We start from the raw sequence: 17,496 nt of genomic DNA, 5'->3' as shown, positions 1-17,496 counted from the left end.
CGATGCAGCCGAACCATTTGTATTCATAAAATATATTACGTAATATATCATAACTGGGCGGCTGTCAAAACTCTGTTGGCTACCGCAACGCGAGACGATCGACGCTTGGAATTCATCGTGTCGCTGGCATAAGGTGCAAACATCGGTGTGCCCAGTAAGCATGCGAAACTGGAGATTGGCTTTGAACGAGGCAGGCATTGTCAGCAGGGCGCATGCGCCGGGCGAAAAGCGGGAATCACTGACCGAACAGGCCTATGCCGTTCTGCGCAATCGCATCATCACCGGCGAGATGGCGCCCGGCACGGAGGTTTCGGAGCCGGAGCTTGCCGAGCAGCTCAAGGTGAGCAAGACCCCGGTCCGCGAAGCGCTGGCGAGGCTGTGCGTCGAGGGTTTCATGGAAGCCTATCCTCGCCGCGGCTACCGGGTCACGCCCGTCACGGTCAAGGACATGAACGACCTGTTTGCCATACGTGGCATGCTGGAGGGCACGGCCGCGGCGATGGCAGCGAAGAACCTGACCGAGGACGAACTGGACGGCCTCGACCGGCTGGCGGATGTGACCTATGTCATCGGCGAGGAGGTCAGCACAAAGACCTTCATCGATTCCAACCAGGAATTCCATTCCGCCATTGCGCGCGGCTCGCGCAATCCGCGCCTGTATGCGCTGGTCATGAGCCATCTGGAGGAATGTGCGCGCCTTTTCTACATGGGCGCCAGGGTGCGGGACATCAATCCCGAGACCAATGACGACCACCATCATATCGTCGCGACATTGCGCGCCCGTGATCCGGAGAAGGCGCGCGAGGCGATCGTTGCCCACAATGAAAACACCCGCGCCGGCATTCTGGGCGCGCTTGTGGCCAGCGGCCATGGCTGGCTGACCCTCTGAACCCAAGGTCCGTCACGCCACCTTGACGAGGTGGCCGGGTGCCGCTTCCGCATAGCGCGCCGGCGGCACGACATAATCGACAGGGCGGACCGTGCTGCCGATCTCGCGCCCTTCCGGCACGAGGCGCAGATGCCGGCGGGCGGGATCGGGAATGGGGACGGCGCTGATCAGGCGGCGCGTATAGGCATGCTGCGGATTGCCGAAGATCTGCGCCCTGGTGCCGATCTCGACGATTTCGCCAAGATACATCACCGCCACCCGATGGCTGACGCGCTCGACCACCGCCATGTCGTGGCTGATGAAGAGATAGGCGATGCCAAGCCGCTCCTGCAATTCCATCATCAGGTTGACGACCTGCGCCTTGACGGAGACATCGAGCGCGGAGACGGCCTCGTCTGCGACGATCAGTTCGGGGTTGAGGCTGAGCGCACGCGCTATGCTGATGCGCTGGCGCTGGCCGCCGGAGAACTCATGCGGAAAGCGCTGCGCCATGTCGGCTTGCAGTCCGACGCGCTGCAGCAGGTCCGCGGCCTTGTCCCGGGCCTCCTTGCGGCTCGCCAGCCCATGGGTGATCATCGGCTCCATGATGGCCTCGCCCACGCGCATGCGCGGATTGAGACTGGAGAATGGATCCTGGAAGATCATCTGCATATGCCGGCGTTGGCGCGACAGGGCCGGCTTGTCCATTTGCCGCAAGTCGACGCCGTTAATCCGGATCGTGCCGCTGACCGGCTCGACCAGCCGCAGCACCGAGCGGCCGGTTGTGGACTTGCCGCAGCCGGATTCACCGACCAGCGACAAGGTTTCGCCCGCATGCAGGTCAAACGACACGCCTTCCACGGCATGGACCCGGCCACTGACGCGGCCGAGCAGGCCGGACTTGACGTCGAAGCGGGTGACGAGATTGCGAACTTCGAGAACGGGCGCTTTTTGCCGGTCAATGCTGCCGGCCATGTCGCGCTCCGCCGATACCAGACCTGTATCGGTATCGGTCAGCGGGAAGGTGGCCGGATGGGCGCGTCCCTGCATCGATCCGAGATGCGGCACGGCAGACAGCAGCGCCTTGGTATAGGCATTGGCCGGCTGCGCGAAGATCTGTTCGGTCGTGCCCGTCTCCAGCGCGCGCGAGCGCAGCATGACCACCGTTCGGTCGGCGATTTCGGCGACGACACCCATGTCGTGAGTGATGAACAGCACCGCCATGTTCTCTTCATCCTGCAAGATCTTGATCAACTGCAGGATCTCGGCCTGGACCGTCACATCAAGCGCGGTGGTCGGTTCGTCGGCGATCAGCAGTTTCGGGCGGCAGGCCAGCGCCATCGCGATCATGACCCGCTGTAGCATGCCGCCGGAAAGCTGGTGCGGATATTCGTTGAAACGGCTGGCCGCCGAGGGAATGCGGACGCGTTCCATGAGGTGGATGGTCTGCGCGCGGGCCTCCGCCTTGCTGACAGGCCGATGGCGGATGATCGCCTCGGCAATTTGCCGCCCGACCGTCAGCACCGGATTGAGCGAGGTCATCGGCTCCTGAAAGATCATCGCGATCGCGTTGCCGCGAATGTCCTGCATCTCGTTTTCCGGAAGTGTAAGCAGTTCCCTGCCCTCCAGCCGGATGCTGCCCGTGACCCGCGACACATGCTCCGGCAAAAGCCGCATGATCGACATGGCCGTGACGCTCTTGCCCGAGCCCGATTCCCCGACGATGGCCACGGTCTCCCCAGCATCGACGGTGAAGCTGACGTCGTTGACCACGGGGGTCCAGATGCCCTTGCGGCGAAAGGCAGTCGTGAGATTTTCGACCGAAAGAACTGTCAAGCTCCACACTCCGGGTCATGGCATATTGTTGGCACCATGACATTGCACAGGCCAAGCCGGAAAATGTCAATCAGAAATATTTCGTAGAATATCACGAGATATATTTTCACTTGCCTTCCTCTGCAGGATCGGCGAGCCTCGCATAGATACAGTCGCCATCGGAGACCGCCATGACAACAGACATTCGCCAAAGGGTTCTTCTGACGCCAGCGCAACTGCAGGCTATGCAGGCTGCCGGCAGCGACGTGACCGTGATTGCCGTGCACTCGATCAATCCGTACACCGGTCAACCCTCGTTCAAGGGCGAGCGCATACCCGGAGCGATCGATACGCAAGCTTACACGGATTTCCAGTCGCCAGCCAGCTTCGAGGGCGGGCAACGCCCCTTGCCCGACATTGCGGTGCTGCAGGAGAAGGCCCGCTCCTGGGGTCTGCGGCCAGAAAGCACCATTGTTGTCTATGACGGCGATCGCAGCATGACGGCGGCACGGGCCTGGTGGGTGTTGCGCTGGGCCGGCCTGCCGGATGTCCGCGTTCTGGATGGCGGGTTTCCAGCCTGGCTTTCCGCCGGCCTTCCGGTGACGAGCGAGGCTACACAGCCGAACCCAAGCGACATCGTGCTGTCGCCCGGCCATATGCCCGAACTCGATGCGGATGGCGCACTCCGCCTAGCGCGAGAGGGTGTGCTGCTCGATGCCCGCATCCGGCCCAACTATATCGGCGGGCGGTCCGAGCCGGGCCAGCCTCCGCGCGGCCATATCCCCCATGCGCTCAGCGCGCCGGCGCCGGACAATGTCACGGATTACGGCAATTTCACCGATGCCGAGACATTGCAGGAAATGTATCGGGCGCTGGGTGCGGATGGCAGCCGACCTGTCGGCGTCTATTGCGGGGCCGGGATGTCGGCCGCCCACAGCGTTCTGGCGCTCGCCTCCATCGGCATAGAGGCGGCCATGTATCCCGGTTCGTGGTCCGCCTGGGTCAGCGACCCCTCCCGCCCTGTCGTCCGCGGGGCGAATCCCGCCTGACGATTGCAGTCAGACTGGCTCTGCACTGCTTTAAAATTCTACAATTTCCACTCTGAACGACATCAACTTTTTCGCAGATGCACAAAAATTGAGCCATTAAATCTATTTGGTCAAAATGCCGGCAACTTGCCTTTACAGCATTTCGAGTGATGGTATATTTCGTAGAATATCAGAGGACGGCAGTCTTGTCTGGTGGATTTAACGAAGCGCGGCGGCGCCTCTCCGGGGGTGCTTCCGCCAGACCGTGAAAGGGTCATGTGGATGAAACTCTTGAAAGGACTTGCAACCGCAGCGCTGGTCGCACTGCCGCTGTTTGCAGGCGTGGCAAGTGCGCAGAGCGATGACAAGCTGAAGACGCTGGTAATTGCGGTTCCATCCGATCCCGTCAGTCTCGAGCCGGGCACCAACAAGGCCGAGCCGATCGGCAGCGAAATCATCCTGAACGTTTTCGACACGCTCGTTGCCTGGACATCGCCCGAGTTCAAGACGCTTGAAGGGCGTCTGGCCAGCAGTTGGACGGTCTCGGCCGACGGCAAGGTCTTTGATTTCAAGCTGCGCGAAGGCGTCAAGTTCCAGGACGGCACGGCATTCGATGCGGCAGCGGTTAAGTTTTCGCTGGAGCGGACCAAGGCAGGCAATTCCTATGTCGCGGCCACCTTTGGTCTGATCCAAGACATCGCCGTGGTTTCTCCGACGGAGGTGAAGATCACGCTGTCCTCGCCTTATCCGGCCTTCCTGTCGATCCTGGCGCAGCCGCAATCGGCCATCGTCAGCCCGGCGGCCGTTGAAAAATTCGGCGACAAGTTTGCCTCGAACCCTGTTGGCACCGGTCCGTTCGTGTTCAAGAGCGCCCAGGCCGACACCAATGTCGTGCTCGAAGCCAACCCGAACTATTTCCGCGGTGCCCCGAAGCTGTCGCGCATCATCTACCGCGTCATTCCGGAAGCTTCGACCCGTCGTCTGGAGCTCGAAAGCGGTGGCGTCGATATCATCCAGCAGCAGGGCCAGCTGTCAGCCATCGCGGCTGAGGACATTGCCGCGCTCAAGAGCAATCCGGATGTGAAGATCATCGAAGTATCAAGCCAGATCATTCGCCAGCTCGAGTTCAACAACAAGAAGACCGATGGTCCGTTCGCAGATATCCGCGTGCGTCAGGCTGTCGCCCATGCCATCGATTATGACGGTCTTCTCGAGGGTGTGTTCGGCGGTACGGCCGAGCGTGTCTATGGTCCGCTGACCACCAACAGCTGGGCCTTCAATCCGAAGATCAAGGAGCTCGCGCCGACTTACGACGTTGAAAAGGCGAAGGCGCTGCTGGCCGAGGCGGGTGTTGATCCCTCGACTATCCAGCTCAAGCTCTACAGCTTCCAGGGACCGCTCTGGGGTGCCGTCGCCACCTTCGTGCAGGCCAATCTTGCTGATATCGGCATCACCGCCACCATCGAGCAGACCGAATTCCCGGCTTACCGCGCATTGCAGACCGCCGGCCAGTTCGATTTCGCTCTCGATGGACGTCAGCCCTGGTACAACGATCCCGACGCCCATATCACGATCGGCTACCTCTCTTCGCTCGCCGACACTGCCATGACCTTCCGCATGCCGCAGGACAAGGCGCTCGACGACCTGATCCTCAAGGCCCAGCAGACCGTCGATACGGCCGAGCGCACCGCTCTTTATCATCAGGTGCAGGAAGAGATCATCAAGCGCGTGCCAGGTGCCTACCTGTTCAGCCCCAAGCTGATCGTCTTCCAGCGCGCCAATGTCGAGGGTCTCGTGGTCAACAGCGCACCGCCGCTGAACGAGTACTGGTCTGTCTCGAAGAAATAACCTCATCCCGGGCGGAGCATCCTCTCCGCCCGGGATTTTCCATGGGCATCGATGCCGCTTCCCGTGATTGGTGGGCTCTTCGATCCTTGCTAAAGCATGTCTCCCAAAAGTGGGCACCGGTTTTGGGACAAAGACATGCGAAACAAAAGTCTACAGCAGGTCGCATGAATCCGAATCAACGCGACCTGCTGTAGGATCCAGGTCTGCGGCGCTCCTTCGCCGCAGGCCACCTTCCCGAAATATGAGTGTAGGGCATGGCGAGTTTCATCTTACGCCGGTTGATCGGCCTGATACCAGTCATGGGTATCGTGCTGGTCATCGTCTTTTCGCTGGTGCGGTTCATCCCCGGCGATCCGGCGGTAACGCTGCTGGGGCCAGGCGCGACGCAGGAGCAGATCGACGCGCTCAGGGGCCAGCTCGATCTCGACAAGTCCTTTCCCGTCCAGTTCCTCAACTATGTGGCCGGACTGCTGCAGGGCGATTTCGGTGTGTCACTGAAGACCGGAGAGCCCGTTGCACAGGAAATCCTTGCCCGCCTGCCGGCAACGATCGAACTTGCGGTCTTGGCGCTGTTGGCCGCCATCGTCATCGGCATTCCGATCGGCGTTCTCTCGGCCACCCGCCCGAATTCCATGTTCGACCATATCACCCGCGTCGTTTCGCTGGTGGGCGTTTCCATGCCGGCCTTCCTGCTGGCACTGATCCTGCAACTGCTGTTCGGCACCTATCTTGGCCTGCTTCCGGTCTCCGGGCGGATGAATTCCTTCATCATTTCAGAGCCGGTCACCGGCTTTGCCATCCTCGACGGCATCATCACCGGCAATGGGGCTGCCGTGTGGAGCGCCGTGCAGCACCTGATCCTGCCGGCCACGGTGCTTGCTGCCTTTCTGGGTGCCACGCTCGGCCGCTTCGTGCGCAACTCCATGCTGGAAGTGATGAGCGAGGATTTCATTCGCACCGCCAAGGCAAAGGGCCTGCGCCGCGGCGAGGTGATCCTGGGGCATGGCCTGCGCAACTCGCTGCTGCCGGCCATCACCGTCATCGGGCTGAAATTCGCTGAAATGCTCGGCGGCACCATCTTGACCGAAACGATCTTCGCGTGGCCCGGCATCGGCCGCTATATGTTCGAGGCCATCAAGAACCGCGACTACCCGGTCATTCAGGGCACGACGCTGGTGTTCGCTTTGCTGTTCGTCGTCACGTCGATCCTGGTCGATCTGCTCTACGGCGTACTCGACCCGCGCGTCCGCAAGAAGATGAAGTGATGACATGGCAGACTTGATCACCTTCCTGCGAAACAACACGCTGGCGCTGGCCGGTGCCATCATCCTGGGGCTGTTGATCCTTGTGATCACCATCGGGCCGATGATCTCGCCCTATTCGCCAACCAAGCTCGATATTCTCCACAAGCTGGCCGCACCCAGTCTTGAACATTGGCTCGGCACCGATGCCTTCGGCCGCGACGTCTTCACCCGCATCATGTATGGCGGCAGGGCAACGCTCGCCATCGGCGTGGGCGTGGTGGTGATCGCCTTCCTCGTCGGCGTCACCGTCGGCATGCTCGCCGGATTTGCCGGCGGCTGGCTGGATACGATCCTGATGCGCATCGTCGATGCGATGCTCGCCTTTCCCGCGCTGGTGCTCGCCATCGCGCTCGCCGCGGCCTTCGGACCCAGCCTGGAAAATGCCATGCTCGCGGTGTCGATCACGCTGGCGCCCCAATTCGCCCGGGTGGCCCGCAGCCAGGCGCTCAGCATCTCGGTCAAGCCCTATGTCGAAGCCGCCGTGTCCCTCGGGCTTTCGACGCCGAGGATCCTGTTCCGCTACGTCTTTGTCAATGGGCTCGGGCCGCTGCTCGTGCAGTCCACGCTGGCGCTCGGCAGCGCCATTCTGCAGACGGCCAGCCTCGGCTTCCTGGGCCTCGGCGCCCAGCCACCGATGGCCGAGTGGGGTGCGGATGTCTCCGCCAACCTGCAATATGTGCGCAGCGCCGCCTGGGTGGCGCTCGCGCCCGGCACGGCGATCCTGCTGGCGGTGTTGTCCTTCAACCTGATCGGCGATTCCCTGGCTGACTGGTTCAATCCCCGGCGCCGCAGCGCGCTTGAGTGAGGTCTTCCATGTCCACCCTGACCATCAGCCTGGAAAAGGTCGATTTCCTGCCGCCCACGCGCGTGACCGACGATACCAGCGTTCTGACCCTGAAAAACCTGGTGTTCGAGCCGCTGCTGAAATGGCATGACGGACATGTGCTGCCGGCGTTGTTTTCCGACTGGACCCATAGCGAGGACGGACGCGAGTGGCGGTTTTCGATCCGCGAGGGTGCCTGGTTCCATGACGGCAAGCCCTGCGTTGCGGGCGATATCATCGGCTTCATCGAGGGAATCCTGGATGCCGTCGATACGTTTGGGATGAAATGGTCCTATGCGCGCTATCTGGCGGAGGCGCAGATATCCGCAGACGGCAAGGACGACAGCATTGTCGTGGTGCGCAATCCGCAGCCGATCGCCGATATCCTGGATATCTTCTCCGAATTCTACATTTGCCGGTTTGCTTCAGATGGAACGCCTGTCCTGGGGACCGGGCCGTACCGCGTCACGGCATTCGAGCCGAAGATGCGTGCGGTGCTGGAGCGGGTGTCAGGCGATGGCGGGCCGCAGCACATCGTGGCGGTCTGCGAACCCCTGGCCGACAGACGCTACGCGGCGTTGAAGGCCGGCACCGTGGATGCGGCGCTGAACCTGGAGCGTGTCGAAGGCCGCCTTGATTTCGATGATGCCTTCCAGTGGGGCAAGGCGGTCAATACGCTCTCGGTGATGTATTATCTCAATTGCCAGAACGGCCTGTTTCGCTCGCCCAAGGCCCGGCTCGCGGCCAATCTGGCGGTCGACGCGGCGGCCATTGCCCGCGACATCTTCCATGGCCTCGCGGTGCCCTCTGCCAGCATTGTCAGCCCTTTTCATCTCGGCCTGGCCTCGGCCGGCCTGTCGCCGATCCCCTTCGACCCTGAGCGCGCCCGCGCCCTGCTGGCCGAGGTGGAGGGCGACCGCCGGGTGAAGCTCAGGACGCCGACCTATATGCCCGAACGGGCGCTGGAGGTCAGTCGCGTGGTGGCGGAGGCGCTCCAGGCCGTCGGCTTCGAGGTCGAGATCGACGTGGAACTTGACCGGCCCGAATATGCGCGACAGATCGGGCGCAAGGAAATGGGGGATCTGGCGATCTTCGATTCCTCGCCACACAGCACCTACCGCATTCTCAACGACAAGATTTCCAGCCGCACCAAGGCCGTGTGGTGGCAGGGCTATGATGACCCGGAGGCAGAACGCCTGATCGCCGCTGCCAATGCAAGCGTCACGCAGGAGGCGCGCGAGGCTGCCTATGGCGCCTGCCTTGCCTATCTCAATGCCAACCCGCCCTGGCTTTATCTCCTGCATCCTGTCGATGTCTTCGCCGCGAAAAAGGACATTGCGGGACTATCGATCGATCACAAGGGCACGCTGAACATCGCCTGACACATCCAAGGACCGGAACGATGAAAAAAGACTACGCGATCACCTTTTTCTACTATGACGACATTCTGGCCGTGGCGCCCTTCTATGAAGAGGTGCTGAAGTTCGAACTGGTGCTGGACCAGACCATGGCCCGCATCTACCGGATTGCCGACAACAGCTATTTCGGCCTCGTTGATGGCAATCGCGGCCATCTGAAGCATCAGGAAAAGAGCGCTGTGCTTTTGACGATCGTTTCGCAGGATGTCGAGGGATGGCACAAGCGGATGCGCGAGGTCGGCGTCAAGGGGCTGTCCGAGATCCTGCGCGGCACGTTCTGCGAACACTTCTTCTTCGAAGATCCGGCCGGCTACGCGATCGAGATCCAGCGCTTCCACAACCCCGATGTCGCAAAGCTCTTTCATGTCTGACACCACCCAAGGCCTGGACGCGCTGCTGGCCGCCGAGCGCGCCTTCGGTGCCGAGCCCCTGCTCGCGCTTGCCGATGGCTCCGTCATCGATCTGGCAACCGGCTACATCCCATTGCTGGTCAACTTCACCGTAGAGGACAAGGCTGCCAAGGGACTGCGCAAGCTGACGGAAAAGGCCGAGCCGCAGCCGGCGGTCTATTTCTCGGCACTGGAGATGACCGCCGCGCATCCTGCCCTCGTCCTGACGGGTGAGACCGGCAGCGGCAAGACCAGCTTTGCCCGGAACCTGGCCTTTCGGCTATCCGGGGGCCAGTCCCCGGCGTCACCGATCCCGTTGCCGCGCAACGAGGATGGCCTGTTGCAGGCGGAAGACTGTGAGATGGGCGAGGTCCGGCCCATCTACCTGGCGGTCCAGGCATCCAAGACCTTTGCTGAACTGATCGATAGTGCGTTACCGGGGGCGGTGGAGCCTGATGGTGCGACGCTTCTCGTCATTCTCGACGGTATCGAGGCGGCCGGCGACCGGGGGCTTGAGCTGCTCACGGACGCAATCGCCTTCCAGAAGCGGTACGCGCGCGTGAGGATGCTGGCGCTCGGCGAGACATCTGTCGTCAAGAGCTGGACGCTGCCGCCCGATATCGTGCGTTACGACCTGCTGCCGCTTCTGCTATTCCAGCGCCGGCAGGCGGCCATGCGGCTCGCCGGCCTTGACCTTGATGCATCCGGCATCGCTCTGGGGTCGGCGGCAGCCAATCCGGCGCAGTTCATCATGGCATTGCAGGCTGGCGACGTCGGAGAGACCGCCGAAACGATAACCGATCGCTGGCTGCCCAGGACTGCGGCGGACAATGAGGCCATCGATCGTCTCTGCGCACGAGCCTTCGCTGCTCTGGCCGGGCATGACGCCGACCAGACCGTGCCGACGGTAACGCGGGTGCGGCAATTGCTCGCCGCGCGCCATCTGGCAGGCGAACCAGCTGCCTTGGCAACAGAGCATTTCCGAGGGCAGCCGTCCGTGTGGGCGCCTTCGCTGCGCAGTCTTGCCGCGCGCCTCGCTGGCCAGCCGGCAGGGGCGGCGCTGATCGATGCATTGTTGGAAGGCGAAGGCGGCGATGCCGTGCTGCGCGGCGCGCTTCTGGCCGCTGATCTTGAGACAGACGCCGGTGCGCAGCGGGACCGAATTGCCGCCCACCTGCTGACGATCATTCAGGAAGGCGCGCTTTCTGCACCAGAGCGCGAACAGGCCGCCCGGTTCCTGGCGCGCTGGGGCGACCCGCGCGATCTTGAGGAACTGGCCGATGTCCCCGGCGGGTCCTTCACGTTTGGTTCGGATACGCATCCGAACTCGGCACCGCCTCACGTTGTCGTGGTTGATGCATTCCGCATCGGCATCTATCCCGTTACCAATGGCGCCTATGGCCGGTTTGTGCAGGAGACAGGGCGATCGTGGCGCAGTCCCGACGGATTTGCCGAGGAGCGGGCCACCGCACCGGCGACGGACCTGACATGGCGCGACGCACGGGCCTATTGTGAATGGTTGACGGCCCGATGGCGTGCAGCTGGACGGATCGCTGAGGACGAGATCGTGCGACTGCCGACAGAGCCGGAATGGGAGCGCGCGGCCCGCGGTGATCAGCCCGACATGGGGCCAAATACCATCGTCTATCCCTGGGGCACCGCATGGATCGAAGATGCGGCGAATTCGGAAGAAGCCGGCTTCAACAACACATGCGCAGTCGGCTTGTTTCCGAAGGGCCGCTCCCCCTATGGCTGCTATGATATGGCCGGCCAGGTATGGGAATGGGCGACCACGCTTTGGGGTGACGACATGGCAACGCCTTCATTCCGCTATCCCTATCGAGACGACGGCCGCGAGGCGCCGGATGCCGGACCGACCATCCGGCGGGTGCTGCGCGGCGGCTGCTTTTCGAGTGGCCTGGCCAAGGCCTGCTGCACCTATCGCGGCAGCCTGGAACCAGACGGCTTCTGGCGCGGCAACGGCTTCCGCATCGTCGTCTCCAGGAATGTGCGTCCGCCGGACTGAGGTTCGGCGGTAACGCCACGCTGAACCCGATTTCACGTTTCCAGCACTGTTTCCCAAACAAAGGCTTCGGCACCCTTCTTGATGAAGCGCCTTCGCGCATCGCGCGATCCTGATCCGAGTACAGGATAAAGCGCTTACGGGGCAGCCTGATATGGTCGCATCCTCAGTCAACGGACCGCGTGGAACTGCGGCCACTCTGCAGACGGCCATACCGGCCCACCTCTAGACGCGCCTCGTTCGCTGCCTCGGAAGAGGCAGTCGCTTGAAACGCTGCAATCCGTCAAAGCTCAAGAAGGGAGCTTTTTCGCGGCGCCTAGCCTCTGCGTTATTCCGCGCAAAAGATCAGTGAGCGCGAGCTGCGTCAGCACAATCAAAGAGAACAAAAGAAGAAAAATAATTTGCTGTGTATTGATGATATATCGGCCGATATCAAAGGAATGCGTCATGGCAACCGGCAGCACAGAAGCCCCGTATACGATAAACGCAAGCGCATACACAGCTATCTGCTTTACATTTCTTGATAGCAGAATATTGACGAGAATAATTAAATTTAAAATTCCAAACATCACGAGATAGTTGTTCTTAATAAGATCGACGATGTACAAAGACTTAGGTACATCATAATCCATTTTTCCGGAAACGATTTCACTTTCGATGAATCTACGATGATATTCACCATTGTCCAGCTCAGTTAGAGTCCGTTCATCGTTAACGTGCTCAATTTTATGGCTACCATCAATATTATAATTTGCAATTTCAAATATCTCGGTCAAAGGCACAAATATTTGATTTAACACTCTATATAAAAATAGATCGATGTTACTTTTTATAGAATCCAAAGCCATCTTATTGGAAACATCTTTGATTCCCTCATAGCTGGCAATGTTGTTACGCCCAAGCAGCGCAACTATGTTATCAGTTTGGTTATAAAGACAAAAGTCAATGTTAAAACCAAGTCTCTGATATCCCGGCGTTGATGCACTCTGATTATACAGTTTGACTATATCCCCTAAAAGGGGCGCATCAAATTCAGCGTAATTGTTTTTCTGGATATTTTTAGCAATGATATCCAGATTTGAACACGCCAAAACTGTCGGTCCAAAAATCTTACTAAGTTCAGCGTCGTATTTATTGACCAGATATGAATTGGTCCCAAAAAAAGCGGCGTATATAGCTACTGATGATATTAAAACTGCAAAATATTTCTTAGCGTTTCTCAAATTAACGTATAAAATAACCTGAGATATTGCAAATACAACAAGCAGGAAAAGGCCCCATTTTTGGGTCGTAAAAATCAAGATCGATCCAAATATTACGACCAAAATCGAGGCCGAAACTTTCACGGTCAAAGAATTTGGGTTCAGCTGCTTAGTAATTAAATATATCAACAATACAGAAATAAAAGACGTAAATATCTCCGGCCTCGCCGAAGAGGCCATGTATAGCTGGAATTCAGATACATAAAACAGATAACAGAACAATAAACTGAAAATGAAATTAAAATAATATAAGCTCTTATTCTCGAAATTCACGTGCATGAACCACGCCAGATTCAAGCAAGTCAAATAAATCACATAGCATGTCGCAAAGAAAATGAAAAATTGAACGTATACTACATCCTCAATCCCCCCGGTGACATATCCAACAGCGGCAAGGAAAAACGGATAGATAAAGGGCCTCGCGTAAATAAGCGTCAGGCCATCGCCTTCCAATGCGTGGAAAGCGGGATAGATGTAACCTCTTGTGTCTCCGTCAACTATAAGTCGTAGATCGGAAATATCGTTCAAATAAAAAAACTGCGCCGCAAATAATATACAAAATATCAAACCGACCAAATGAAGGTTGGTGATGAAGAGCTGGTTCAGTCGGCCTATGACAAGTCCCAAACTATTATTTGAACTGCCCAATTTTTCCATAGTTCAGGTCTTTTCACCGACTTTATTGAATGCCCAGAATTTCTTGATGAGAAATGATGGGATGGACCCGATCAAGGCGGCGAGCGCAAAGCCACCATATTTCCCCCAGTCCGGCCCGATAATGACGTCCAGCACATCACGACAGACCGGCGACAGCAGCGACACAAAAATCATGATGGACAGATTTGAAACAACAAAACGCCAGAATATTCCCTGGCGTTTGAATATAAGCTTCTTCTGAATGATGAAGTTTATCACGATAAGGGGGAGATATGTTACCGCACTTGCAATGGCATAAACATATCCTGAATCGCCATCAAGAATAGTAAACAACCAGAGCTGAATACCCCAAGCCAGGAGCCCTAGAATGCCGCCATTGATGAAAAACTTGATGTACTCAATGGTCATGCGCGTTTACGAATTACGATGACCTGGTGAAGAGACCAGAACCGGCTCAGCGGCGACAAGGCCAGTTCAAGCCCCTTGATGACAGGGGTCATAAACGAAGGTGCAAGCGAGCGGAAGTTCAGCCCGCCGGAGAGCAGGTACCGCAGCGAGTTCAGCTCATGGCCTTGATGAACGATTTCCAGTTTGTCTCCCCATTTCCGGTCGAACTCTTCCCGATCCCGCTGAAACACGATGTAGGAAAGGGCCTGATTGGCGCCGGAAAGAGGGCCTGCGATATCCTGGGTCTTCCAGCCCTCGGCATTCGGGTCAAAATGCTCGTCCGTGTGCAGATGACGGTGGACCAGCGCGGAAAAGAATTCGCCATTCGGCTCGACCAGGACACAGCCGCCACCTGGCTGAAGCACGCGGGTCAATTCCGAAAAGAACTTCTCAGGCTCTGGAAGATGGTGGAAGACGTTGATGGCGTAGACGCAGCGCACGGAGGCGTCCGGCAGATCCATCGCCTGCGCATCAAGCTCAAGATCGATATTTGGGCCTTTGCGCACATCGGAGGTTTTCAGTTGCGGGCGCATCTGCTTGAAGAAGCCGACACCCGTGCCAAGCTCCACCTCAAGGCCCGGCACTTTGAAGAACCTGTCGCAATACGCCGCCATATCGGTGTAGAAGGTCTCGAAGGCCGATCGCAGCAAAGGCTTCTCGCGCAGCACAGCGCCGTGAATACCCAGCAGAGCATTATCGTCAACAGGAACATCACGAACCTTCGGCTCATACATGATGCGACGCAACTGATTAACAATCATGGTATTTCTTTCCGCAAGGTCGAGTAATGAACTGCGGTTTGGTTTGCCAGAAAGCCTTCAAGATTGTCAACGTTAACCGGGAGTGGCAGGCGCAATTTTGAGGCAAGGCGAAGCACGGCAACAACAAGGCCTGAGGGGATATACAGGATACGCGGTCTTTTGCCGGTTTCCGCCGCAGCGTCCAGGACCAGGTCCTTTAAGGATTTGTGCTGACGTTCAAAAATATTCGCCTGAGCAGGCACCGAGGCGTCCGTGATCAGGTGCAACGTTTCCTCACACAGCCGCTCAATGGTGATGACAGGCACAAGACCGACGCCACCATCCGGCAGCGGGATGATGGGAAACGTGCGGGCGATGCCTTTGATGCGCTGGTAAAGCCCCCCATCACCAATAACGAGCCCGGGCCGGACGATGATCACATCCCCTGATTCAAGGACAGCGCGTTCGATAATACGTTTGGAGCGCCCGTAAATCGATTTTGCATGCTCACCCGCCGAATAGGATGAATAGAAGAGCTGCCTTGGCACACGTGCCGCCCGCGCTTGTGCGATGCAAGCCAAGGTCGAGGAAACCGTCAGATCTGCGCCTTTCTCACCGTCGAAATCATGCGCAAGATGAATGACGCAATCAATGCCTTTCAAGGCGCCGTCGGGGATAGGGTCTCCCAAGGCCCATTTGAAAACCGCGCCGGAAAACCCCGCTACTCTGCCGGACCGGCACAACGCCACGACATCATGCCCCTGGCTTGAAAAATAGCGGCACAAATGCGAGCCGATGAAGCCTGCCGCCCCGATAATCAGTATCCGCATTGGCGTGCCTCATCTGCAATACGCGCCGCATTCGCCATCATCGTCAGGGAGTGGTTCTTTCCCGGCAACGAGGGTAGCACGGAGCCATCAATCACGCGCACGCGGCGGCTATCCCACAAGCGGCCGTCGACGTGCGTTTCAAATTCCGAAGGTGCCTGGCGCATTGGAAGACATCCTGCATAGTGAAACCCCCAACCCGGCAGCGACATGGATGCCAGGCTGCGGTGGGAATATGCCCCGAGTGCCCGGAAGGCAGAAATAACCTTGCCCAGTCGCCCGTAAGACGGCCGATCGGGGTAATCAATGACGATATCATTGTTCTCATCAAGGCCAAGGCGATTGGTGGATGGCCGAGATGTTTCCCAAATCTGCGCGACCAACATGCCGGCCAGGAGCCAGTTCATCAGACGAATGGAGTTGCGCGCCGGAAGAGGGATATCCGGTATCAAGTCAGACCGCAGCATTGCGCCGGGGTAATAAAGGCTGATCATATCGCAATTCTCTACTCCATCCAGTGTTGCCGCCAGTTGAACCGGAAAACTGTTGGCAGGCAGTCTCTGCCCGAACATGGCGGGGATGAACAGGGGCAGCAAGGTTGGTGGATGATCCATGAAAGGCAGGGATCGCTTCGAGCCCTGCTTGTTCAGCAGCACCAGACGCGCTGTTTGCAAAGTGCCGCAGCCAAGCAGCAGATGCCGTGTTCGCACTGACCGTCTTGCGCCGGAGGCGCGGTCCAGCACATTCAACTCGACGTAGTCATCCGTCTCCTGAAAGGCGCAGAGCTCATGCCCCCCGATATAGGTGATGTCCAATGACGAGCGCAACTGCTCCAGGGTGCGCCCGGCCGTGTAGAAGCCGGCTTGATTGGATAGGAAAAACTCCGTCTCGCCAAAGGGATAAGCAGATTGTTCCCCGCGGTTGACCGTGTGTATGGCAAGCCTCGCCCGGCCAAGCAGTATGTCGAGCTTTCTGTTCTTCGCTTTGACCGTCTTGTATGCCTGAAGCATATGCCGTGCCGCAGGAACAAGAGGGACAGGCGGCATCAGATCGGTAGCCGCACCAAGAAAGGGATATAAATCATCCTGCTCTCCCGAAATGCCAATATGCTTCTCGAGGTCCTCATAATACGCCTCAAGGACGGATGCCTTGAAGGGCCAATGGCCGGCATGGCTGAGATCGGCCTCGGAATAGCGCAGCAGTTGGCCGCCCCATACATTGGACATGCCCCCCTGGGCATAGCTGCCGGCGCCGCGAACAATCGTTTCGCCTTGCGCGCCCCGGACATGGAACGGAATGCCCTGCATGATATGGCGCACAGCCGCCGCGCGTAGTTTTGGATGCGATGCCGTTGCTGCCTGGATCGTTGAGAGCATCTCGAACCGATGCCCCAGGAGGCCTTGGACATCTCCGGAGGCTTTCGCCTCGGACAGCGTCTTATAGGCAAATCCGGTCTGGGCTGTTTCTCCAACATCAATGATGCAGGTCTTCAACCCAGCCAGCCTTCTGGCCGCTGAAACACCTGACGGGCCGGAACCGATGATCACATAATCAAAAAAGTCCATGCCGCACCTTCAAATACAGCCCCTTTGCCATAGTAAAGGATGCGCGCGCACATTCGAACAGCATGACACCGAAGTAAATAAATCTGTTTTCGATATGATTGTTATACTCAACGTGCTCCGCGTCACATTCAGAAATATAACTCAGCAGAAAGATCTTCCTTGACAGCAGATGATGCCTGTTCTTGTCGCGCAGCCATGGCTCAACGGCAATAGCGTCCAGCTTTTTTTCGATAACCGCACGAACGGTTCGAACCTCAGCGTCATGGACATCATGCAATTCAGGCATGATCATATGTGCCTGAATATAGTGCTCTATGACGGATGCAGTGGGAGGCCGCCCGAACAGGGATTGATGCAGGTGATTGACCTCTTTTGCCAAACCATCCCGATCATCAGTCTGATCCAGAACCTTCGACGGAACGGAGGACATATCATTCAGCCTGGTCGTCACTCCGCGATTTTTGGCGTCGGGAGATGTCACG

At 58.4% G+C, this 17,496-nt stretch carries 15 protein-coding genes; 8 read left to right on the top strand and 7 right to left on the bottom strand.

What is annotated here, in order from left to right; all coding sequences use genetic code 11:
* Window positions 1–181 precede the first annotated feature (181 nt).
* Entirely contained in the window at window positions 182–889 is a 708-nt protein-coding gene (locus B9A97_RS03210; protein ID WP_244564110.1) for a GntR family transcriptional regulator, read from the top strand.
* Between the two features lie 12 nt (window positions 890–901).
* Here the strand turns inward: B9A97_RS03210 and B9A97_RS03205 are convergent, their stop codons facing one another.
* Window positions 902–2,704: an ABC transporter ATP-binding protein gene (locus B9A97_RS03205; protein WP_084363561.1), complete on the bottom strand. Its 1,803-nt coding sequence runs from the start codon at window positions 2,702–2,704 to the stop codon at window positions 902–904.
* Window positions 2,705–2,874: 170 nt separating this feature from the next.
* Between B9A97_RS03205 and B9A97_RS03200 the strand changes: the two genes are divergently transcribed.
* From B9A97_RS03200 to B9A97_RS03170, 7 genes are all read left to right on the top strand, one after another.
* Complete coding sequence (locus tag B9A97_RS03200) at window positions 2,875–3,732, top strand: sulfurtransferase (RefSeq protein ID WP_084363560.1); 858 nt, start codon at window positions 2,875–2,877, stop codon at window positions 3,730–3,732.
* Window positions 3,733–3,993: 261 nt separating this feature from the next.
* Entirely contained in the window at window positions 3,994–5,559 is a 1,566-nt protein-coding gene (locus B9A97_RS03195; RefSeq protein ID WP_084363810.1) for an ABC transporter substrate-binding protein, read from the top strand.
* A 254-nt stretch (window positions 5,560–5,813) separates the two neighbouring features.
* Window positions 5,814–6,824, top strand: coding sequence for an ABC transporter permease (locus B9A97_RS03190; protein WP_084363559.1), 1,011 nt, complete (start codon window positions 5,814–5,816; stop codon window positions 6,822–6,824).
* Between the two features lie 4 nt (window positions 6,825–6,828).
* On the top strand, window positions 6,829–7,668 hold the full coding sequence (locus B9A97_RS03185; RefSeq protein WP_084363558.1) for an ABC transporter permease: 840 nt from the start codon (window positions 6,829–6,831) through the stop codon (window positions 7,666–7,668).
* Window positions 7,669–7,676: 8 nt separating this feature from the next.
* Entirely contained in the window at window positions 7,677–9,068 is a 1,392-nt protein-coding gene (locus B9A97_RS03180) for an ABC transporter substrate-binding protein (RefSeq protein ID WP_084363557.1), read from the top strand.
* A 20-nt stretch (window positions 9,069–9,088) separates the two neighbouring features.
* Window positions 9,089–9,475 carry a VOC family protein gene (locus tag B9A97_RS03175; RefSeq protein WP_084363556.1) on the top strand — a complete coding sequence of 129 codons (387 nt, stop codon included), beginning with the start codon at window positions 9,089–9,091 and terminating at the stop codon, window positions 9,473–9,475.
* Window positions 9,468–11,519: an SUMF1/EgtB/PvdO family nonheme iron enzyme gene (locus B9A97_RS03170; RefSeq protein ID WP_179145207.1), complete on the top strand. Its 2,052-nt coding sequence runs from the start codon at window positions 9,468–9,470 to the stop codon at window positions 11,517–11,519. Before B9A97_RS03175 ends, B9A97_RS03170 begins: the two co-directional genes overlap by 8 nt.
* Before the next feature lie 287 nt (window positions 11,520–11,806).
* Here the strand turns inward: B9A97_RS03170 and B9A97_RS03165 are convergent, their stop codons facing one another.
* The 6 genes from B9A97_RS03165 to B9A97_RS03140 are packed head-to-tail and all read right to left on the bottom strand — an operon-like array spanning window position 11,807 to window position 17,495.
* The gene (locus tag B9A97_RS03165) at window positions 11,807–13,435 is read right to left on the bottom strand and encodes a hypothetical protein (RefSeq protein ID WP_143530308.1); all 1,629 of its coding nucleotides are present in this window, start codon (window positions 13,433–13,435) and stop codon (window positions 11,807–11,809) included.
* 3 nt (window positions 13,436–13,438) lie between these two features.
* Entirely contained in the window at window positions 13,439–13,843 is a 405-nt protein-coding gene (locus B9A97_RS03160) for a GtrA family protein (RefSeq protein WP_084363553.1), read from the bottom strand.
* On the bottom strand, window positions 13,840–14,643 hold the full coding sequence (locus B9A97_RS03155; protein WP_084363552.1) for a class I SAM-dependent methyltransferase: 804 nt from the start codon (window positions 14,641–14,643) through the stop codon (window positions 13,840–13,842). The genes B9A97_RS03160 and B9A97_RS03155 overlap by 4 nt, the downstream gene beginning before the upstream one ends.
* Complete coding sequence (locus B9A97_RS03150) at window positions 14,640–15,452, bottom strand: NAD-dependent epimerase/dehydratase family protein (RefSeq protein ID WP_084363551.1); 813 nt, start codon at window positions 15,450–15,452, stop codon at window positions 14,640–14,642. Before B9A97_RS03150 ends, B9A97_RS03155 begins: the two co-directional genes overlap by 4 nt.
* On the bottom strand, window positions 15,440–17,014 hold the full coding sequence (locus B9A97_RS03145; protein WP_084363550.1) for a GMC oxidoreductase: 1,575 nt from the start codon (window positions 17,012–17,014) through the stop codon (window positions 15,440–15,442). The genes B9A97_RS03150 and B9A97_RS03145 overlap by 13 nt, the downstream gene beginning before the upstream one ends.
* The gene (locus tag B9A97_RS03140; protein ID WP_143530307.1) at window positions 17,001–17,495 is read right to left on the bottom strand and encodes a hypothetical protein; all 495 of its coding nucleotides are present in this window, start codon (window positions 17,493–17,495) and stop codon (window positions 17,001–17,003) included. The genes B9A97_RS03145 and B9A97_RS03140 overlap by 14 nt, the downstream gene beginning before the upstream one ends.
* Between the last annotated feature and the right edge of the window lies 1 nt (window position 17,496).

This window comes from Rhizobium sp. RU36D, from assembly GCF_900176345.1.
GTDB lineage: Bacteria > Pseudomonadota > Alphaproteobacteria > Rhizobiales > Rhizobiaceae > Allorhizobium.
Note: the sequence above shows the minus strand (reverse complement) of the source record. Positions and strands in the feature narration are given on the sequence as shown.

Bases quoted from the DNA above. Each gene is read 5' to 3' on its own strand.
- B9A97_RS03200 (WP_084363560.1), top strand. From the start codon at position 2,875: ATGACAACAGACATTCGCCAAAGGGTTCTTCTGACGCCAGCGCAACTG.
- B9A97_RS03195 (WP_084363810.1), top strand. From the start codon at position 3,994: ATGAAACTCTTGAAAGGACTTGCAACCGCAGCGCTGGTCGCACTGCCG.
- B9A97_RS03190 (WP_084363559.1), top strand. From the start codon at position 5,814: ATGGCGAGTTTCATCTTACGCCGGTTGATCGGCCTGATACCAGTCATG.
- B9A97_RS03185 (WP_084363558.1), top strand. From the start codon at position 6,829: ATGGCAGACTTGATCACCTTCCTGCGAAACAACACGCTGGCGCTGGCC.
- B9A97_RS03180 (WP_084363557.1), top strand. From the start codon at position 7,677: ATGTCCACCCTGACCATCAGCCTGGAAAAGGTCGATTTCCTGCCGCCC.
- B9A97_RS03175 (WP_084363556.1), top strand. From the start codon at position 9,089: ATGAAAAAAGACTACGCGATCACCTTTTTCTACTATGACGACATTCTG.
- B9A97_RS03170 (WP_179145207.1), top strand. From the start codon at position 9,468: ATGTCTGACACCACCCAAGGCCTGGACGCGCTGCTGGCCGCCGAGCGC.
- B9A97_RS03165 (WP_143530308.1), bottom strand. From the start codon at position 13,435: ATGGAAAAATTGGGCAGTTCAAATAATAGTTTGGGACTTGTCATAGGC.
- B9A97_RS03160 (WP_084363553.1), bottom strand. From the start codon at position 13,843: ATGACCATTGAGTACATCAAGTTTTTCATCAATGGCGGCATTCTAGGG.
- B9A97_RS03155 (WP_084363552.1), bottom strand. From the start codon at position 14,643: ATGATTGTTAATCAGTTGCGTCGCATCATGTATGAGCCGAAGGTTCGT.
- B9A97_RS03150 (WP_084363551.1), bottom strand. From the start codon at position 15,452: ATGCGGATACTGATTATCGGGGCGGCAGGCTTCATCGGCTCGCATTTG.
- B9A97_RS03145 (WP_084363550.1), bottom strand. From the start codon at position 17,014: ATGGACTTTTTTGATTATGTGATCATCGGTTCCGGCCCGTCAGGTGTT.